The sequence below is a fragment of the Micromonospora sp. NPDC049081 genome (assembly GCF_040648835.1).
In the GTDB taxonomy this organism is placed as follows: domain Bacteria; phylum Actinomycetota; class Actinomycetes; order Mycobacteriales; family Micromonosporaceae; genus Micromonospora; species Micromonospora antibiotica.
This window is the reverse complement of sequence record NZ_JBEZEK010000020.1, coordinates 102823-121029: the sequence shown is the minus strand read 5'-3', so window position 1 is coordinate 121029 and position 18207 is coordinate 102823. Positions and strand designations below refer to the sequence as shown.

Below are 18207 nucleotides of genomic sequence, written 5' to 3'. Positions count from 1 at the left end.
TCCAACACCAAATCACCACCGCCAAAAACACCACCACCGACACCCCCGAACAACAACTCACCAACCTCCTCCACACCGGCGACACCTGGACGATCCCGGCGGCGTAGCTGCGCGACCACGGGCCGGAACCTCACCGGCCGCCACCCGCACGAGGCCGACCCGACGCCGTACCGCACCGAGCCGGTAGCGGCGCCGTACCGCACCGAGCCGGCAGCGGCGTCGAGCCGCGCACCCGCAGCACTGGATGAACGAGGGGACCACACACCGATGAACGCCGGCATCTACGCCGTCAGTGACCTGCACGTGGCGTACCCGGAGAACCGGAAGATCGTGGAGAGCCTCTGGCCCCGCGCGGCCGGCGACTGGCTGATCGTCGCCGGTGACGTCGCCGAACTCTTCGCCGACGTCACCTGGGCGCTGACGCTGCTCAGCGAACGGTTCGGCAAGGTCATCTGGGCCCCCGGCAACCACGAGCTGTGGACCCACTCCCAGGACCCCGTCCGGCTGCGCGGGGAGGAGCGCTACCAGGCCATCGTGCGGCACTGCCGAAGCCTGGGCGTGAGCACCCCGGAGGACGAGTACCCGGTGTGGACCGGAGCCGACGGCCCGCTGCTGGTGGCACCGCTGTTCGTCGGTTACGACTACTCGTTCCGCGAACCGGGCGTCACCAGTAAGGAACAGGCGCTGGCCCGCGCCCACGCCGCCGGGGTGGTCTGCGCCGACGAGGTGTTCCTGCACCCCGATCCGCACCCGAGCCGGGACGCCTGGTGCCGGGCCCGGGTGGCGCTGACCGAGACCCGGCTCGCCGGCTGCGACCCGACCGTGCCGAAGGTCCTGGTCAACCACTACCCGCTGGTCCGGATGCCCACCGACATCCTGCGTTACCCCGAGTTCGCCCAGTGGTGCGGCACCGAACTCACCGCCGACTGGCACCGCCGCTTCCACGCCCGGACGGTGATCTACGGACACCTGCACATCCCCCGGGTGACCTGGCACGACGGGGTGCGGTTCGAGGAGGTCTCCGTCGGCTACCCCCGGGAGTGGCGCCCCCGCCCCCGCCCCGACTCGTGGCTGCGGCGGGTGCTGCCGGCACCCATCCAGGTCTGACGCCTCAGCCGTCCAGCAGGCGCTTCTTCTGCACCTTGCCCAGCGCGTTGCGGGGCAGGGCGTCGACCAGCCGGACCTCCCGGGGCCGCTTGTGCACCGACAGTTGCCGGGCGACGAAGTCCACCAGCTCCGGCCCGGTCACCCCGTCGCCGACCACGTACGCGGTGACCTGCTGCCCCAGATCCGGGTGCGGCAGGCCCACCACCGCAGCCTCGCGTACCCCCGGGTGGGCCAGCAGCGCCTCCTCCACCTCACCCGCCCCGATCCGGTACCCGCCGCTCTTGATCAGGTCGGTGCTCGCCCGCCCGACGATGCGGTGCCAGCCGTCGGGGCCGACGGTGGCGACGTCCCCGGTACGGAACCAGCCGTCGGCGGTACGGCTCGCCGCGTCGGCGTCCGGCCGGTTCAGGTAGCCGTCGAACAGGGTCGGGCCGGCGACCAGCAGCTCACCCATCGCCGTACCGTCGCTCGGCAGGTCGTGGCCCTGCTCGTCGACGATCCGGGTGCGTACCCCGGGCAGCGGCACCCCGACCGCACCCGGCCGGCGCGGCCCGTCGGCCCGGGCGCTCACCGTGATCAGGGTCTCCGTCATGCCGTACCGCTCGACGACCCGGTGCCCGGTCAACCCGGCGAGGCCGTCGAAGACCGCCGTGGGTAGCGCCGCGCTGCCCGACACCAGCAGCCGCGCGCGGCGCAACGTCCGCGCGGCGGCCGGTGCCGCGGCGATCCGTCCCCAGATCGTCGGTACGCCGAAACACAGCGTCCCACCGGCCGCCGCGTACCGCTCGGGGCGTGGCCGGCCGACGTGGTGCAACCGGCCGCCGATCCGCAACGGCCCGAGCACCCCGAGTACCAGCCCGTGCACGTGGAACAGCGGCAGCCCGTGCACCAGCAGGTCGTCCGGCGTCCACGCCCAGGCGTCGGCCAGCCCGTCCAGGCAGGTGGCGATGGCGGCCCGGGAGAGCAGCGCGCCCTTCGGCGCACCGGTCGTCCCGCTCGTGTAGAGGATCAGGGCGGTCCGCTCCGGGGCGGGCTCCGGATGCGTACCCGCCGACTCCCGGCGCAGGTCGACCGGGACGACCGGCAACCCGGCACCGGACCCCGGGGAACCGTCGACCGCCGCGCCCACCGGCGCGAGCAGGGCCTGGGCCGCCGAATCGCGCAGGATGTGCTCCCGCTCCCGGGGTCCCGCGTCCGGCGGCACGGGCACCACCGCCGCACCGGCCCGCAGCGCGCCCACCACCCCCACCACGGTCTCCATCGTCGGGGTGGCCTCGACCGCCACCCGGTCCAGGCCGCGCAGGTCGTCGGCGACCGCGGTGGCCAGCCCCTGCAACCGGGACCGGGACAGCACCCGGTCATCCACCCGCACCAGGTCCGGGCGGTCGTCCATCGACGATGACATCGCGGCCAGCAGCGACACGGTCCCGCCCTCTCCGGCAGTTCGGCAGGGCGCGGTGCGGCCCCGTGCCGCCGACGCTAGTGCGGCGGCCGGCCCGTCACCACCCCCGACCGCCGGGGTGTCGGCGCGTCGACCCCGCCGCCGGGCACCACCGGCGGCCGGCACGGTTCAGGGGTCGGTTAAGGGTGCCGGTGCGCCAGCCGCGCCACCTACGGTCGATCCAGACGGATCCGTCGCCGGTCGACGGGGAAGGCGGCACCGACGTCATGACTTCCGAGCACCCACCGGCCGCGCCGTACCTCATGGTCACCGACGCGTCCGACGCCATCGCGTTCTACGCCCACGTCTTCGGCGCGGTCCCGCACCCACGGGAGTGCCTCGCCGACGGGCGGGTGCTCACCGCCGACCTCGTCGTGGCCGGTCACCGGTTCACCGTCAGCGAGTGGGCCGACCTGCCCGCGACGACCCCCCGGCTGCCGGTGCTGACCGTGGAGTCCACCGACCCCGATGCCGTGCTGCGCCGCGCCGTCGCGGTCGGCGCGCAGGTCAGTGCCGCCAACGGCACCCCCCGTGAGGTGCTGCTACGCGACCCGGACGGCCGTAGTTGGGCCATCACCCGGCCCGAACGCCCCGCCTGAGCCGCCCCCGCGCCCACGCGGGCCCGCCGAGGCGGTTTGTCGGGGTCCGTCAGCGGTATCCGGGTCGGGTGTACGCCCAGCGCGGAGGAGGCACCGGTGAACGTCGACGACCTGCTGACCGAGACCTACGATCAACTGCCCGACCTGGTGGACGCCGCCGTGGACGGGCTCGGCCCCGACGAGCTGCGCCGGGCTCCCCGCCCCGGGGCCAACCCGGTCGGCTGGCTGGTCTGGCACCTCACCCGGATCCAGGACCAGCAGATCGCCGAGCTGCTGGGCGTCGACCAACTCTGGGTCGCCGGTGACCGGGCGGCCCGGTTCGGACTTCCCGCCGACCCCGCCGACATCGGTTACGGCCACACCGCGGAGCAGGTCGCGGCGGTCCGACCGGAAAACGCCCAGGTGCTCGTCGACTACCACCGGGCGGTGGCGCAGCGGACCCGCACGTTCCTGGCCGGCCTGCGCCCGACGGACCTGGACCGGGTGGTCGACGAGAGCTGGGACCCGCCGGTGACCCTCGGGGTCCGGCTGGTCAGCATCGTCGCCGACGCTCTCCAGCACGTCGGCCAGGCCGCCTACCTGCGGGGTCTGCTCCGCCCCTGAGCCGATCCCCCCGCTCCGGGTGCGCCGACCTCACCCGGTGGGGGCGCATCTGGCTACGCTGACCGCTTGACCGGTGGCGGTGGTGTCGGTTCCGCCGGGGCGTCCCGGTCGGGTGTCAGGGTGTCCGGGTCGGGTGTCGGGGCGTCCCGGGCGGGCGGCGGGGTCGCGCCCCACCGGGCCAGGGCCCGGTCGACGCCGACGAAGAGCAGGCCGAGCAGCCAGAAGGCGACGGCGAAGAAGACCGCGCTGACCGTGACACCGGCGTAGCCGAGTTGTCCGGCGTCGACGAACGGGTACGGGTAGCGGTGCACGATCAGCCCGCGTACCAGGGCGAAACCCAGGTACGCCAGCGGGAAGGTCAGCCACCAGGCGGCGTACCGCAGGCGCAGCCGGCCACGCTCGTCGAACAGCGTCCAGTCGGCGAGGGCGAGCAACGGCACGACGGTGTGCAGGAACTGGTTGCCCACCGTCTCGGCGGGTCCCCGGTCCGGCTGGGCCATCGCGAACGGGCTGGCCGGGTTGGCCAGCACCAGGTGGTAGACCACGCCGGTGATGGTGATGTAGAGGGTCACCGCGCCCTTGAGCGCGGAGGGCGGTTCGGGTCGGGACTGCCCGGCCCGCCAGGCGGCGTACCCGGCGAAGAGCCCGACCGCCAGGTTGCTCTGGATGGTGAAGTACGGCAGCAGACCGGTGACGGTGGCGGGGCCGAGGGCGGTGAGCACGATCCCGGCGAGCACACTGATCACGATCGCCAGCCGGAAGGCCACCGCCAGGCGTCGACGCCGCAGATTCATCGGCGCAAGCTACCAGCCGTTGGCACCGCTGGCGGCCGTGCCCCGTCCCTGGTCGCCAGCGGTGCCAGCGGGCCGTCTGCCCGGTCGTCCCGGTCCTGCCCGGTTGTCCGGCCGGCTGCCGGGTGTCCGCTGGCTGGCGGGTCGTCCCGCCGACCGCGCGGCTGACTACTCGCCTTGTCCGCCTGGTTGGCTGGTCGTCCCCGCCGACCGTTGACTACCCGCTCTGCCGGTCGGACGGGTCTGCGGAGGTGGGGCCGGGCGGTGCCGACCGCGACATGCCGGCCCGGGCGGCCCGGTAAGCGGACATCGCCGCCGGCTCCCCGCGCAGCTCAGCCGGGTTTGCAGCAGCGCGGATCGCGATCAGCAGCGCCACGAGCGGCGCGGGGCCCGCCACCGGCCCATTGCCCGGCCCACTGAGCAGCCGCTCAGCGGTTTCCTGATCGAGGCGGTGTCCGGTCATCTCGTGTCGCTCAGCGCCACCCCGGTGTGGGGCGTCACATCGGGCGGGGCGCAGGTGGCCCCCGTCACACGGCACCGGACGGCGACGACGGGCCCGCCCGCGCCAGGCTCAGCCCATCGTCTTGGCGCCGTCGATCGACTCCCGGATGATGTCGGCGTGCCCGGCGTGCTGGGCGGTCTCCCCGATCACGTGCAGCAGGGTGCGCCGCACCGACCAGGCGGCACCCGGCTCGAACCAGGGTGCCACCGGCAGTGGATGGCTCGCGTCCAGGTCGAGGGTGGTGATCAGCTCGTCGGTGCGGGCCGCCGTCTCGGCGTACCGGGCGAGCAGATCGGCCAGGGTGTCGTCGTCGGTCATCTGGAACATGCCGGCCCAGTCGACCGGCTCGCTCTCCATCGCCTCGGCCCCGCCGACCATGAACCGTGCCCACCGGGCCTCCACCATGGTCACGTGCTTGATCAGGCCGCCCAGGCACAACTCGCTGGCGGTGCTGCGGGTCGCCGCCTGCGCGTCGGTCAACCCGCGCACGGTGTGCCGCAGGAAGCCGCGGTGCATGCCGACGGCCTGCAACAGGTCGGCCCGTTCACCGGTGAGCACCCGCTCCGAAGTGGTCATCCCCGTCACCCTCCGTGGTCGATGTCGTCGGGGTGACCCTAGGGCCACCCTCCGACACTTTCCGGCCCGCACCCTGCGGCGTCACCACCACCGGCGGCCACCCGGCGGGGAACCCAGCGGTTGCCGATCCGGTCGGCGGGCGGTCCACTGGACCACATGGGAACGATCAGGGTGGGCACCTCGTCCTGGGCGGATCAGACGCTGCTGCGCTCCGGCTGGTATCCCCGGTCGGCGCGTACCCCGGCACAGCGGCTGGGCTGGTACGCCGGGCAGTTCGGACTGGTCGAGGTGGACACCTCGTACTACGCCGTCCCGGTGCCGGAGACCACCAGCGGCTGGGCGGCGGCCACACCACCGGGTTTCACCTTCGACGTCAAGGCGTTCAGCCTCTTCACCGGACACCCGACCCCGGTGCAGGTGCTGCCGAGGGACCTGCGACCGGCCACCGGGCCGTCCCGGGTCCGCCGCCGGGACCTGCCCGAGGCGACGTACGACGCGTTGTGGGACCGGTTCCGGGCGGCGCTGGAGCCGCTCGCGGCGGCCGACCGGCTCGGCGCGGTGCTGTTGCAGTTCCCGCCGTGGCTGCTGCGGGGGGAGGGCGCCCGGCGGCGGATCGTCGAGCTGGCCGACCGGTGCCGGCCGTGGCGGGTCGCGGTGGAGCTGCGTCACGGGTCCTGGTTCGACGGCCTCGCGGCGGCCGAGACGGTGACCTTCCTGCGTGACCACGACCTCAGCCTGGTCTGCGTCGACATGCCGCAGGGGCACCCCTCCTCGGTGCCGCCGATCATGGTGGGTACGGCCGAGCCGGTGCTGGTCCGGATGCACGGCCACAGCGCGCACTGGGCGCACGGCAGCAAGGAGGACCGGTTCCGGTACGCCTACGCCGACGACGAACTACGTCGCTGGGCCGACCTGCTCACCGACCTGGCCGCCCGGTCCGGGGAGCTGCACGTGCTGTTCAACAACTGCTGCGCGGGGCAGGCCCAGCGGGACGCCGCCCGGCTGGCGGAGCTGCTCGGGGTGACCCCCACGACGGCCGTCGCCGGCCACTGACCCCGGTCACCGACCCTCGGGTGTGTCCCGGGCCGTCCACCACGCGACGTGCCGTCGGGCCGGGCGACCGGGCCAGGACGGTCGGCGGGCGGGTCGGGTAGCCGACCCGCCGGTGCGGGGCCCGCCGTCGTGCTGTCGACGGCGGGCCCCGCACCGGCCGGTCCCGGCCCGACGGTCAGCTGGCCATCGCCATCCTGCGGCGGGCCCCCGTCGCGGCCAGCCGGCCCATCGTCATCGGGGCGCCCATCAGCCCACCGGCGCGACCGAGCATCCCCCGGAACACCTGGCCGGGCTTCTGTTGCTCACCCATGTACGCGGTGACCACCACCAGTGCCCCGGTCAACGCCGGAATGGTCCACTGGAGGACCTTCATCTGCCGCTGCCGGTGCGCCACCTCGGCGGGTGTCTGGTAGTTGGGCTCGGTGGTCCCCGAGACCGGCGGGTTGCCGGCGTTCTGCAACTTCATCCCGATCAACCGGCTGTAGCCGGTCACCGCGAGCGCGCTGACGGTCAGCGCCGTCTTCACCGCGCTCATCCGTCCCACCCCGGACTGGGCCATCATCCGGGGGCTCTCGGTGGCCAGTTCGCCCACCGCGCCGGCCAGGTGCGCGCCGATCGCCGCCGCGTTGACCGGGGTCCACCGCGACCAACCGGCCGAGGCCACCGGGAGCCGTTGGGTCGAGTCGCTGATCCGTGCCGCCGCTCCGTTGACGCCCAGCGCTCCCATCAGGGAGCCACCGAACCAGGCCGCCAGGCCCAGGTCGTGCATCGAGCGTAGTGCGGTGTGTCGTTCAGACATCTGATCCCCCTCCACCGTGTGCGGGCGCAGCGGCATACCCGCCCCGGCGGCGGCTACGCGCCCGGCTCGCGGCCAGGCGGGGGATCAGCGGCGCGGCAGCCCGGCGGCGAAGTCGGCGACCCGCCGGGTCAGCGGCAACCCGGCCCGCACCCAGCGGAAGTGGTCCAGCGCAGCCCCCGCCTCGGCCACCGTGTACCGGTGCCGGGTGACCGGTGCGGCGGTGAGCTTGGCGCAGAGGTGGTCGACGACCGGGTGCGGGGTGTACTGGTCGTCGTCCACGCTGACCGCCAGCACCGGCAGGGACAACCGGCCCACGGCCGCCTCGCCGTCCACCCCGTCGAGGGTGGGGAAGCGGCCGGTCCGGGCGGTGCGTGCCCAGTCCCGGATCACCCCCCGCGCCTGCCGGCCGCCGAACCCCCAGCCCGGCCAGACCCCGAGGGCCCCGGCCACCGCCGAGATCCCCTGGGAGTACGGCAGCACGCCGTAGCGCCGCAGACCCGGATAGCTGCGCCAGTACGGGACACCGACGGCGAGCAGGGCGAGCCCGTCGACCCGGTCCGTGCCGTGCAGTGCCAGGTGCAGCAGGGCGGCCTGCCCGCCGAGGGAGTGCCCGAGCAGCAGCGTGGGACGGCCGTCCAGCCGGGGCTTCAGCGCGTCGAGGACCACGCCGACGTCGGTGGCCAGCTCGCGGTAGCCGTACCGGCAGGTCCGGGACGGCGGGGGCGTGCTGACGCCGGTGCCGCGCAGGTCGGCGACGGTCACGGCCAGGCCGGCGTCGTGCAGCGCGGTGGCGAACGGGCGGTAGTACCGGGCCCGGACCCCCATCGCCGGCCAGATCACCACCGCCGGGCCGCCGGGCGCCCCCACGGGCTCCGGGTAGACCTGGATGCCGATCCGGGCCCCGTCGACGTCGACGAACTCCTGCGTGTATGCCACGTCCCCGCTCACCGACTCATCCTACCGGCCGGTAATAACGGGTCGGTGCTCCGCCCCGACCGCTCCCGGCGCCCCGGGGGGTGGTCGGGGCGGAGGCGGTCAGGCGGCTGCCGTGGCGACCTGACCGACCCCGCTGACCGAGGCGTAGACGGCGGTGAGCTGCTCCGCCCAGTGCCGGAAGGAGTAGCGGACGCGGATCCGGTCCAGGGCCGCCGTGGCGTACGCGAAGCGGCGTACCCGGTCGGCGAGCAGCCGGCGGATCGTGCCGCCCAGCGCCCGGGGGTCGCGCGGCGGCACCAGGTCCCCGGTCAACCCGTCGACGACGCTCTCCGCGATCCCCCCGACCTCCGTGCCGACCACGGGCACGCCGCACGCCATCGCCTCCAACGGGGTACGACCGAACGGCTCGTACCAGGGGGCGGCGACCAGCAGGTCGGCGGAGCGGTACCAGGCGGCCAACTCGTCGCGGGGCACCGACCCGACCAGTCGGACCCGGTCGGCGACCCCGCAGGACTCGGCGAGCGCGGTCAACCGGCGGGCGACCGGGTCGGCCGGCAGCAGGTCGGCGGGGGGCCCACCGACCACCACGCACTCGGCCCCCGGCACCGCGGGCAGCGCCCGGATGACGTCCTGGAAGCCGCTGCGTTCGCGCAGCGACCCGACGGTGAGCAACCGGGGCCGGGCCGGGTCGCGGGGAACGACCGGCCCCGCCGGCCCGAACACCGTCTCGTCCACCCCGGCCGGCACCAGGGTCAGCTTCGACCGCGGTACCCCGAGGCGGACCAGTTCCCCCAACTCGTCGTGCGACTGGACGACGATCCGGTCGGCGGCCCGCCCGAGGGCGCGTTCGTAGCCGATCCGACCCCGGGGTCCGGGGTCCCGGCCGGCCGAGCGGCGTCGGTGCGCGCTGCCCAGGTCGTGGTAGGTCAGCACCACCGGGGTGTTGGTACGGCGTCCGGCGTGCAGGGTGGCCAGGCCGCTCAGCCAGAAGTGGGCGTGCGCCACGTCCGGCCGCCAGCCGCCGTGCTGCCAGTGCTCGGCCAACCAGCGGCCGAACTCGCCCAGGTGCGGCAGGAGTTCGTCGGTCGGCACCTCCCGGGCGGGGCCGGCCGGCACGTGCCACACCTGGTACCCGGTGTCGGTCGACACGGTGTCGGGTGGGGTGGGGGAGTCCCGCCGGGTGTAGACCCGCACCTCGTGGCCCTCGGCGGCCAGCGCCGCCGCCTGCTCGGCGACGTGCAGGTGCTGCGCACCGGTGTGCTGTCCGGTGGCGGCGAGCGGGCTGGCGTGCCCCGAGACCAACGCGATGCGCATGCTTCCTCCTCCGTGGGCCGGTCGCCGGCGAGGCGGCCCCGGTCACGCCGGGCCCCGGTCGTCGTCACCGGGTCCCGCGCACCGGGCGATCGGCGGGCACCCGGCCGCCGGTCAGGAGCCGATGCCCGGACGTCGCGCACCGCCCTGCATGCCCGAACCAGTTGCCCAGCGCGGAGGCGATAAACATCAACTTTCCGTACCGGCCCGACCGCCCTGCGTGTGCCGGTGGTCGGGCGGGGCCCGGTCCGCCGGACGGCCGTGGTGGGGAGGACCGTTCACCTCGGCTCGGGCAGCATCCCCGGGCCGAAGACCTCGTAGCCGATCCGCTCCGCCGGTACGCCCCGACGCAGCAGGTCGCCCCGGACCTGGTTCATGAACGGCAGCGGTCCGCAGAGGTGCACGTGCGCGTCCGGGGAGAGGGGGATCAGTTCCGGCTCGATCAGGCCCCGGGACACCTCGGCGACCAGTGGCGGGGTGTCGTCCCCGGCGGTGCCCTGCTCGTACCAGAGCCGCAGGCGCAGCCGGGGCAGCCGGGCGTGCAGCGCGAGCAGGTCGGCCCGGTGGGCGTGGGCGGCGGCGTCCCGGTCGGCGTGGGCCAGCACCACCGGCCGGTCCGGTGCGGTGGCCGCCAGGTGCTCCAGGGCCGACATCGCCGGGGTGAGGCCGATCCCGGCGCTGACCAGCAGCAGTGGCCCGTCCCCGGCGACCGCGCTGACCTCACCGAAGGGTGGGCTCAGTCGCAAAATGTCGCCGGGGGCGACGCGTTCGTGCAGGAAGCTGGAGACCAGACCGTCCGGGGCGTCCCCGGTGCCCCGGACCCGTTTCACGGTGATCCGCCAGTGGTCGTCGGCGGGGCGGCCGGAGAGGCTGTACTGACGGATCTGCTGGCCGAGCCCGCCGCCGAGGTCCACCGCGACCGAGACGTACTGCCCGGGGACGAAGCCCGGCACCGGGCCGCCGTCGGCCGGGACGAGGGCGATCGAGACGACGTCGGTGGCTTCCGGGGTCACCCCGCCGACCCGCCAGTCGCGCCACACCGCGCCGTCCCCGGCCAACCCGGAGACCGTGTAGAGGCGGGCCTCCCGGGCGACGAGTTCGCAGGCCATCAGCCAGTACACCTCGTCCCAGGCGGCGGCGACCTGCGGGGTGACCGCCGCGCCGAGCACCTCGCCGACGGCGGCCAGCAGGTGCCGACCCACCAGCGGGTACTGGGCGGGAGTGATGCCGAGCGAGGCGTGTTTGTGCGCGATCCGGTCCAGGATCGCCGTCCACCCTGTCGTGTCGGCACCGGTGAGGTGCCCGGCGTACGCGACGACGGAGGCGGCCAGGGCCGCCTGCTGACGTCCGGTCGCCTGGTTTCCCCGGTTGAACAGGTTCAGCAGTTCCGGGTGGGCGGTGAACATCCGGGCGTAGGAGCGGCCGGTGATCTGGTCGGCATGGGCCCGGACCACGGGCAGGGTGGCGGTGACGACGGCGGCTGACGACTCCGAGAGCACGGCTCCTCCTTGCTGTTCGGCTACAGAGGACACTTAAACAGGAATCTCAGAGTCTTCTTAAGGGCCGAAGGTCCCGGGTCCGTGGACGCGGCGGTTCCGGCCGTCCGCCCCTGTCCGCCGCCGACGGCCCTGGTTAGGGTCGGACGGTGAAGCTCAACCGGTCGACCGACATGGCCCTGCGGATCGCCATGCTCACCGCCCCCGCGTCGACCCGGACCACCGTCGACGAGCTGGCCGACCGGCTGGACCTGCCCCGCAGCCACGTGGCCAAGGTGGTGCAACGGTTGCAGCGCGCGGGCGTGCTGGTCACCGTGCGGGGCCGCTCCGGTGGGGTGGCCTTCGCCGAGGGGGCCGAGCGGATCACCGTCGGCCGGGTCGTACGCGCCTTCGAGGGGGAGGGTGAGGTGGTCTCCTGCGAGGAGTCCGGCTGCGCCCTGCGCGCCGGCTGCCGCCTGCGGGTCCAGCTCCGCCGCGCCCAGGCGGCCTTCCTCGCCGTCCTCGACGAGGTGCCGCTGGGCGACCTGGTCGACGCCTCGCCGACCGCCCTGCTGCTCAGCCTCGCCCCGCCCGCTCCGACGGCGACCTGAACCCGCGTCGCGCCCCCCGTGCCCCCGCACCCGGCCGGCGCGGGGCAAGCTGAGCGGCCCGGTCGGTGGGGCGAGCTGCGCGGCCGATTCGTAGGCGAGCTGAGCGGCCCGTTCGGCAGCCGGGTGCGGCGCGGGTCCCGGGCGGGGTGGAGGGGTGCGGTGCCGGCGCTGTGGCCGGTGGGAGCGGTGTGGCCGGTGGGAGCGGCTCGACCGCCCGCTCCCACCGGCCACCGGTTCAGCTGACCCGGACCGTGCCGTCCGTCGACCGGACGCAGGCGACCGTACGGGCCGCCGTCGCCGCCGCGCCGGTCAGGCACCGACCCAGAACCTGGTGCCCGGCCGCGCTCGGGTGCCAGGACTCCTGGCAGGTCTGGAAGTACGTCCCGCAGGTGTTCGCGATCCGCTGGATGTCCAGCTTGTCGTAGCCGGACAGGCTGGTCACGAAGACTCCCGAGGTGCCGTCCTGGAGCCGGATCGGGGTGGCCAGCGCGTTGCCGGGGCTGCCCGCCGACTCGCACAGCCGGGCCCCGTCAAAGGCCCGCTGTACGTTGAGGTAGACCAGGTCGGCGGAGGGGAACTCGGCGGACAGCGTGTTGCGCACCGAGCTGACCAGGGTGCCCAGGCCCTGCGAGAAACGCTGGCCGGGGGCGAGGCTGGCCCGGTGGATCGGGCAACCGGCGGCGTACCGCTCGGCGCCCAGGTCACGGAACTTGTCCCGGGTGTCGTCCCGGCTGTCCTCCTCCCAGTAGGTCGAGGCCAGCTCCGGCGGCAGCGGGTTGGTGTAGTCCTGGAAGACGATCCGGTGCTGGCCGTCGGCGTCGATCTGGTCCAGCGTGGTGAGGATCTGCCGGACCGCCGCCGTGGTCTCCGCCGTCGCGGCGGCGACCTGGGCGGAGGTGGCCAGGTCGGCGTCCGAGCAGGGCTCCTGCTCCACCGGACCGCCCAGGTACGCCCAGAACTCCCACCACCCGGTCCAGGCGTCGGCGATGAACCGGTTCGCGCACTTCTCGGCGACGCTGCCGAACGTGAACGAGCTGTTGTTCGAGCCGAGGCCGACCAGCACCAGGTCGATGTCGTGGGTCTGCCCGACCGCGCGCAACTGGTCGAGCTGGGCGGCGACCTGCCGGCCCTTGGTCCGGCTGGCCGAGGCGTTGGCGATGTCGTACGGCTGGCCGCCGGAGCAGGCCAGGTTGAACCGGTCGGTGATCCCCGGCAGGTCCGCCTTGAACAGTGAGGCGTTGGGTGATCGGTGGCAGAAGTAGGCGTTGTTGTTCGGTGCCGACCAGCCCGGGAAGGGCTGGGCCACCCCGTTGAGGTCGGTCACCGGCGCGTACGCCCCGGCACCCTCGCCGCTGATGAAGCTGTCGCCGAGGGCGACGGCGGCGGTGGGCAGGGCGGCGGCGGCCGGTGCGGCGGAGCCGACGGCGACCGGCAGGGCGGCCGTGGCGACGGTGAGGAGTGCCGCGAGGGCGCTCCGACGGAACCTGGACATGACGTCCCCCATCTGTCCATGCAAATGTGAAAGATCCTGCTGGGCCGGATCAGATCACTTGGCGAGATGGGCGTCAATGCCTCTTAACATGATCGTCGAATCACGGAAATGGTCGTTTCCGGGTCCCGTCCACCCGGCCGGGGAAGGCCCCGACGGTCGGCGGCGTTGTGCCCGGCAGACGCGCGACGCCGTCCGACGTGGGGCTGCACGCCGCTGTCGGGGCGTACGGCTACGCTCGCTGCGGCACGCCGCGCGTGGAGAGATCGAGACGGTGAGCGGCACCACACCGCCGAGACCGGGGAGTACGACCAGTTGACCGCACAGCCTGAGACCCTCTACGGGGCAGACGACCTCACCCACCTGGAGGGCCTGGACGCCGTCCGCAAGCGTCCCGGCATGTACATCGGCTCCACCGACAGTCGTGGCGTGGGTCACCTCGTCAACGAGATCCTCGACAACTCCACCGACGAGGGTGTCGCCGGTCATGCCCGTACGGTCGAGGTGATCCTGCACGCCGACGGCTCGGTGCAGGTCGACGACGACGGCCGGGGCATCCCCACCGACGTGCACGCCAAGTCCGGCATCTCCGGGGTCGAGCTGGTGCTCACCCGGCTGCACGCCGGTGGCAAGTTCGGCGGCTCCGGTTACAAGACCTCAGGCGGTCTGCACGGCGTGGGCGCCTCCGCGGTCAACGCGCTGTCCCGCCGGTTCGACGTGACCGTCCGACGCGGCGGCAAGGTGCACGCGATGTCGTTCCGGCACGGGGTGCCCGGGGTCTTCGCCGGTGACGGCCCGGACGCCCCGTTCACCGCCGGGCCCGGCCTGCAGGTCGTCGGGTCGATGAAGCGCGGCCAGCGCACCGGCACCTCGATCCGCTACTGGCACGACGCCCGCTACTTCGAGACCGGCGCCCGCCTCGACGTCGAGGCCGTCCGGATGAAGCTGCGCAACACCGCCTTCCTGGTCCCCGGGGTCGACTACCGGCTGCGCGACGAGACCGTCGAGGAGCCGGTCGAGGAGCGCTTCCACTTCCCCAACGGGCTCACCGACATGGTGGAGTTCCTGGCTCCGGCCGGCGACCGCCCGGTCTCCGGCACCCTGCTGGTCACCGGCGAGGGGACCTACCGGGAGAACGCCGCCGACGCCAACGGCGTGATGCAGTCCAACGTGCAGCGCCGGGCCGAGGTGGAGATCGCCTTCCGGTGGGGCACCGGCTACGAGCGCACCGTCGAGTGCTTCACCAACACCATCCGCAACGCCCACGGCGGCACCCACCGCAAGGGGTTCGAGCGGGCGCTGACCCGGACCCTGGCCGATGCCGTCCGCAACACCCGGGGGCTGCTCAAGCCCAAGGAGGACCCGCCCACCCTGGACGACGTCCTGGAGGGGATGACGGCGGTGCTGCACGTCCGCATCCCGGAGCCGCAGTTCACCTCGCAGACCAAGGACGAGCTCTCCACCGCCGGCATCACCAAGGTGCTCCAGACCCTGGTCGAGCAGCACGTCAAGGCGTGGCTGGAGGACAAACGCAGCAAGGCCGAGGCGCGCACGGTGCTCCAGAAGATCGTCGACGCGGCCCGGGTGCGGCTGACCCAGAAGCAGCAGAAGGACGCCGCCCGGCGCAAGACCGCCCTGGAGGGCGCGTCGATGCCCGCCAAACTCGTCGACTGCCGCGCCGCAGGCATCGACAGAAGTGAATTATTTATCGTGGAAGGGGACAGCGCCCTCGGAACAGGGCGACTTGCCCGTTCTGCCGAGTATCAGGCGCTACTGCCGATTCGCGGCAAGATTCTCAACGTGCAGAAGGCCAACCTCCAGCAGGTGCTGGACAACGCCGAGTGCGCGGCGATCGTGCAGGTGCTCGGGGCCGGCTCGGGGCGTACCTTCGACCTGTCGTCGTTGCGCTACGGCCGGGTGCTGATCATGGCGGACGCCGACGTGGACGGCGCGCACATCCGGACCCTGCTGATCACCCTCTTCGCCCGCTACATGCGACCGCTGATCGAGGCCGGCCGGCTCTTCGCCGCGATGCCACCGCTACACAAGATCACCACCAAGGGGCGCAGCCCGCAGACCACCTACACCTACACCCAGGCCGAGATGGAGGCGACGGTCCGCAAGCTGGAGAAGGCCGGCAAGCAGATCGTCACCCCGATCCCGCGCTTCAAGGGCCTCGGTGAGATGGACGCCGACGAGTTGTGGGACACCACGATGAACCCCGCCACCCGGGCGGTCCGCCGGATCACCCTCGACGACGTCGACGCCGCCGAGCGCATCCTCGAACTGCTGATGGGCGAGAAGGTCGAGCCGCGCCGCAACTGGCTCATCGACTCCTCCGACCGGGTCGACCGGGACGCGATCGACGCATGACCAGCACCGTGGCCGCCGTACCCCCGGAAGAGAGCTGAACGATGGCACGCCGTAAGGACGACCGCGCCAAGGTGGATCTGTCCGCCTTCGACCAGGCCGGCGCGCGGGTCTTCGACAACCCGCTGGTCACCGAGGTCTCCGACTCCTACCTGGAGTACGCCTTCTCGGTCATCCACTCCCGCGCCCTGCCCGACGCCCGCGACGGTTTGAAGCCGGTGCACCGCCGCATCCTGTGGTCGATGCACGAGCAGGGCCACCGCCCCGACCGGGGGCACGTGAAGTCGGCCCGGATCGTCGGCGACGTCATGGGCAAGTACCACCCGCACGGCGACACCGCGATCTATGACGCGATGGTCCGGCTCGCCCAGGACTTCTCGCTCAACGCGCCACTCATCGACGGGCACGGAAATTTTGGTAGCCCCGACGACGGCCCGGCCGCGGCGCGTTACACCGAGGCCCGGCTCTCCCGGGAGGCGATGCTGCTGGTCGGGGAGCTGGGCGAGGACACCGTCGACGTCGAGCCCAACTACGACGGCTCACTGACCCAGCCGACCGTGCTGCCCGCCGCCTTCCCCAACCTGCTGGTCAACGGCGCGTCCGGGATCGCGGTCGGGATGGCGACCAACATGATCCCGCACCACCTCGGCGAGGTGGTCTCCGCCGCCCGCTGGCTGATCAACCACCCGGACGCCGACCTCGACCGGTTGATGGAGTTCGTCCCCGGCCCCGACCTGCCCACCGGTGGCCTGCTACTCGGCCTGGACGAGGTGCGCCGGGCGTACGAGACCGGGCGCGGTGTGGTGCGGATGCGCGGCCGGGTCGAGATCGGCCCGCTGGAGGGCAGCCGGGGGCGGCAGGCGATCACCGTGGTCGAGTTGCCCTACGGCGTCGGCGCGGAGAAGGTCATCGCGGCGATCACCAACGAGGTGAACAAGACCAAGCGGCTCACCGGCATCGCCGACGTCAAGGACCTCACCGACCGGGAGAGCGGCACCCGGCTGGTCGTCGAGTGCAAGGTCGGGGTCAACCCGCAGGCGTTGCTGGCCGACCTCTACCGGCTCACCCCGCTGGAGCAGTCCTTCGGCATCAACAACCTGGTGCTGGTCGACGGCCAGCCGCGCACCCTCGGGTTGAAGGCGCTGCTGGAGGTGTTCCTGGCCCACCGCTACGAGGTGGTGACCCGGCGCAGCGCGTACCGGCGGCGTAAGCGCCAGGAGCGGCTGCACCTGGTCGACGGCCTGCTGGTCGCCCTGCTCGACATCGACCGGGTGGTCAAGCTGATCCGGGCCAGCGAGGACGCCCAGGCCGCCAAGGACGGCCTGATGCAGAAGTTCAAGCTCTCCGAGATCCAGGCGACCTACATCCTCGACACCCCGCTGCGCCGGTTGACCAAGTACGACCGGATCGAGCTGGAGGCCGAGCAGGAGAAGCTGCGCGGGGAGATCGCCGAGCTGTCCAAGATCCTCGACGACCCGAAGGTGCTCCGCAAGGTCGTCTCCGACGAGTTGGCCGCCGTGGTGAAGCAGTTCTCCGCGTCGCGGCGGACCACCCTGGTCGACGGGGACCTCAAGGAGGTGCTCGCCGCGTCGGTGCCGGCCGGGCCGCTGGAGGTGGCCGACGACCCGTGTCAGGTGATCCTCTCGGCGACCGGGCTGGTCGCCCGCACCGCGGCCGAGTCGGAGGAGGCGTCCGAGGGGCGTCGCCGCAACGGCCGGGTCAAACACGACACCGTACGCGCGGTCGTGCACACCACGGCCCGGGGGCGGGTGCTCCTGGTCACCAGCGCCGGCCGGGCCTTCAAGGTCGACGTGTTGCCGCTGCCGGTGCTGCCCGAGCAGGCCGGCACGGTGTCGCTGCGTGGTGGTATGGCCGCCGCCGAGATCGTCCCGCTGGCGGCGGGGGAGACGGTGATCGGTCTGGCCCCGCTCGGCCCCACCGCGCAGGGCTCCCCGGGGCTGGCGCTGGGCACCCGGCAGGGTGTGGTCAAGGTCTGCGCCCCGGAGTGGCCGGTCCGCTCGGACGAGTTCGAGGTGATCTCGTTGCGCACGGGCGACGAGGTGGTGGGGGCGACCTGGCTGGCCGACGACACCGAGACGCTGGCCTTCGTCACCAGCGAGGCGGCCCTGCTGCGGTTCGCCGCCACGCTGATCCGCCCGCAGGGGCCCAAGGGTGGCGGGATGGCCGGGATCAACCTGCCGGCGGGTGCCCGGGTGGTGTTCTTCGGCGCGATCCGCACCGACGACGCCGCCCACGGGGAGCCGATGGTGGTCACCTCCACCGGGGCCACGGTCAAGGTGACGCCGTTCGCGTCGTACCCGGCGAAGGGCAGGGCGACCGCCGGGGTGCGGGCGCAGCGCTTCCTCAAGGGGGAGACGGACCTGGTGGTGGCCTGGATCGGGGCGCGGCCGGTGGGCGCGACGGCGACCGGTGACCCGGTGGAGCTGCCGCCGGCCGATCCGCGCCGCGACGGGTCCGGCTTCGCCGTCATGCTCGGCCCGACCGTCGTCGGTCACCTCATCGAACGCGACTGAGTCCGGCCCG

Annotated in this window: 16 protein-coding genes; 7 read left to right on the top strand and 9 right to left on the bottom strand. The window is 73.4% G+C overall.

All coding sequences use genetic code 11. From position 1 onward, the window contains the following. The first annotated feature begins 267 nt into the window (after nucleotides 1–267). Nucleotides 268–1107, top strand: a complete 840-nt coding sequence (locus tag AB0B63_RS24750; RefSeq protein ID WP_208569069.1) for a metallophosphoesterase — start codon at nucleotides 268–270, stop codon at nucleotides 1105–1107. Between the two features lie 4 nt (nucleotides 1108–1111). Here the strand turns inward: AB0B63_RS24750 and AB0B63_RS24745 are convergent, their stop codons facing one another. Beyond that, nucleotides 1112–2530, bottom strand: coding sequence for an acyl-CoA synthetase (locus AB0B63_RS24745; protein WP_357022710.1), 1419 nt, complete (start codon nucleotides 2528–2530; stop codon nucleotides 1112–1114). Nucleotides 2531–2775: 245 nt separating this feature from the next. On the opposite strand from AB0B63_RS24745, the gene AB0B63_RS24740 reads away from it, so the two are divergent. Both AB0B63_RS24740 and AB0B63_RS24735 read left to right on the top strand, forming a co-directional pair. Further along, nucleotides 2776–3147, top strand: coding sequence for a VOC family protein (locus tag AB0B63_RS24740; RefSeq protein WP_219469166.1), 372 nt, complete (start codon nucleotides 2776–2778; stop codon nucleotides 3145–3147). Nucleotides 3148–3243: 96 nt separating this feature from the next. After that, nucleotides 3244–3750, top strand: coding sequence for a DUF664 domain-containing protein (locus tag AB0B63_RS24735; protein ID WP_357022707.1), 507 nt, complete (start codon nucleotides 3244–3246; stop codon nucleotides 3748–3750). Nucleotides 3751–3803: 53 nt separating this feature from the next. Here the strand turns inward: AB0B63_RS24735 and AB0B63_RS24730 are convergent, their stop codons facing one another. The 3 genes from AB0B63_RS24730 to AB0B63_RS24720 all read right to left on the bottom strand — a co-directional run bounded on the left by AB0B63_RS24730 (nucleotide 3804) and on the right by AB0B63_RS24720 (nucleotide 5619). Further along, a complete protein-coding gene (locus AB0B63_RS24730) occupies nucleotides 3804–4544 on the bottom strand; it encodes a Pr6Pr family membrane protein (RefSeq protein ID WP_357022704.1) in 741 nt (246 codons plus the stop codon). Nucleotides 4545–4758: 214 nt separating this feature from the next. Beyond that, the gene (locus tag AB0B63_RS24725) at nucleotides 4759–5004 is read right to left on the bottom strand and encodes a hypothetical protein (protein WP_357022701.1); all 246 of its coding nucleotides are present in this window, start codon (nucleotides 5002–5004) and stop codon (nucleotides 4759–4761) included. A 108-nt stretch (nucleotides 5005–5112) separates the two neighbouring features. Then, entirely contained in the window at nucleotides 5113–5619 is a 507-nt protein-coding gene (locus AB0B63_RS24720; protein WP_357022698.1) for a DinB family protein, read from the bottom strand. A 156-nt stretch (nucleotides 5620–5775) separates the two neighbouring features. Between AB0B63_RS24720 and AB0B63_RS24715 the strand changes: the two genes are divergently transcribed. Beyond that, on the top strand, nucleotides 5776–6672 hold the full coding sequence (locus AB0B63_RS24715) for a DUF72 domain-containing protein (RefSeq protein ID WP_357022695.1): 897 nt from the start codon (nucleotides 5776–5778) through the stop codon (nucleotides 6670–6672). 175 nt (nucleotides 6673–6847) lie between these two features. Here AB0B63_RS24715 and AB0B63_RS24710 read toward each other — a convergent pair whose 3' ends face one another. The 4 genes from AB0B63_RS24710 to AB0B63_RS24695 all read right to left on the bottom strand — a co-directional run bounded on the left by AB0B63_RS24710 (nucleotide 6848) and on the right by AB0B63_RS24695 (nucleotide 11217). Beyond that, nucleotides 6848–7471: a hypothetical protein gene (locus tag AB0B63_RS24710; protein WP_208569061.1), complete on the bottom strand. Its 624-nt coding sequence runs from the start codon at nucleotides 7469–7471 to the stop codon at nucleotides 6848–6850. Nucleotides 7472–7555: 84 nt separating this feature from the next. Beyond that, complete coding sequence (locus AB0B63_RS24705; protein ID WP_357022692.1) at nucleotides 7556–8419, bottom strand: alpha/beta fold hydrolase; 864 nt, start codon at nucleotides 8417–8419, stop codon at nucleotides 7556–7558. 87 nt (nucleotides 8420–8506) lie between these two features. Then, nucleotides 8507–9721, bottom strand: coding sequence for a glycosyltransferase (locus tag AB0B63_RS24700; RefSeq protein WP_357022689.1), 1215 nt, complete (start codon nucleotides 9719–9721; stop codon nucleotides 8507–8509). 275 nt (nucleotides 9722–9996) lie between these two features. Then, nucleotides 9997–11217: a globin domain-containing protein gene (locus AB0B63_RS24695; RefSeq protein WP_357022686.1), complete on the bottom strand. Its 1221-nt coding sequence runs from the start codon at nucleotides 11215–11217 to the stop codon at nucleotides 9997–9999. A 146-nt stretch (nucleotides 11218–11363) separates the two neighbouring features. Between AB0B63_RS24695 and AB0B63_RS24690 the strand changes: the two genes are divergently transcribed. Next, nucleotides 11364–11804 (top strand): Rrf2 family transcriptional regulator, encoded by a 441-nt coding sequence (locus AB0B63_RS24690; RefSeq protein WP_219469197.1) that lies wholly within the window; start codon nucleotides 11364–11366, stop codon nucleotides 11802–11804. 235 nt (nucleotides 11805–12039) lie between these two features. Here AB0B63_RS24690 and AB0B63_RS24685 read toward each other — a convergent pair whose 3' ends face one another. Then, the gene (locus AB0B63_RS24685) at nucleotides 12040–13296 is read right to left on the bottom strand and encodes a hypothetical protein (RefSeq protein WP_357022683.1); all 1257 of its coding nucleotides are present in this window, start codon (nucleotides 13294–13296) and stop codon (nucleotides 12040–12042) included. A 312-nt stretch (nucleotides 13297–13608) separates the two neighbouring features. Between AB0B63_RS24685 and AB0B63_RS24680 the strand changes: the two genes are divergently transcribed. Then, nucleotides 13609–15666 carry a DNA topoisomerase IV subunit B gene (locus tag AB0B63_RS24680; RefSeq protein ID WP_357022680.1) on the top strand — a complete coding sequence of 686 codons (2058 nt, stop codon included), beginning with the start codon at nucleotides 13609–13611 and terminating at the stop codon, nucleotides 15664–15666. A gap of 41 nt (nucleotides 15667–15707) precedes the next feature. Next, on the top strand, nucleotides 15708–18197 hold the full coding sequence (locus AB0B63_RS24675; protein WP_357022677.1) for a DNA topoisomerase IV subunit A: 2490 nt from the start codon (nucleotides 15708–15710) through the stop codon (nucleotides 18195–18197). Nucleotides 18198–18207 lie beyond the last annotated feature (10 nt).

What these genes read in the sequence shown, in the direction of transcription:
- AB0B63_RS24700 (WP_357022689.1), bottom strand. Translation starts at nt 9,721, where the DNA reads ATGCGCATCGCGTTGGTCTCGGGGCACGCCAGCCCGCTCGCCGCCACC.
- AB0B63_RS24710 (WP_208569061.1), bottom strand. Translation starts at nt 7,471, where the DNA reads ATGTCTGAACGACACACCGCACTACGCTCGATGCACGACCTGGGCCTG.
- AB0B63_RS24685 (WP_357022683.1), bottom strand. Translation starts at nt 13,296, where the DNA reads ATGTCCAGGTTCCGTCGGAGCGCCCTCGCGGCACTCCTCACCGTCGCC.
- AB0B63_RS24750 (WP_208569069.1), top strand. Translation starts at nt 268, where the DNA reads ATGAACGCCGGCATCTACGCCGTCAGTGACCTGCACGTGGCGTACCCG.
- AB0B63_RS24730 (WP_357022704.1), bottom strand. Translation starts at nt 4,544, where the DNA reads ATGAATCTGCGGCGTCGACGCCTGGCGGTGGCCTTCCGGCTGGCGATC.
- AB0B63_RS24740 (WP_219469166.1), top strand. Translation starts at nt 2,776, where the DNA reads ATGACTTCCGAGCACCCACCGGCCGCGCCGTACCTCATGGTCACCGAC.
- AB0B63_RS24715 (WP_357022695.1), top strand. Translation starts at nt 5,776, where the DNA reads ATGGGAACGATCAGGGTGGGCACCTCGTCCTGGGCGGATCAGACGCTG.
- AB0B63_RS24725 (WP_357022701.1), bottom strand. Translation starts at nt 5,004, where the DNA reads ATGACCGGACACCGCCTCGATCAGGAAACCGCTGAGCGGCTGCTCAGT.
- AB0B63_RS24675 (WP_357022677.1), top strand. Translation starts at nt 15,708, where the DNA reads ATGGCACGCCGTAAGGACGACCGCGCCAAGGTGGATCTGTCCGCCTTC.
- AB0B63_RS24720 (WP_357022698.1), bottom strand. Translation starts at nt 5,619, where the DNA reads ATGACCACTTCGGAGCGGGTGCTCACCGGTGAACGGGCCGACCTGTTG.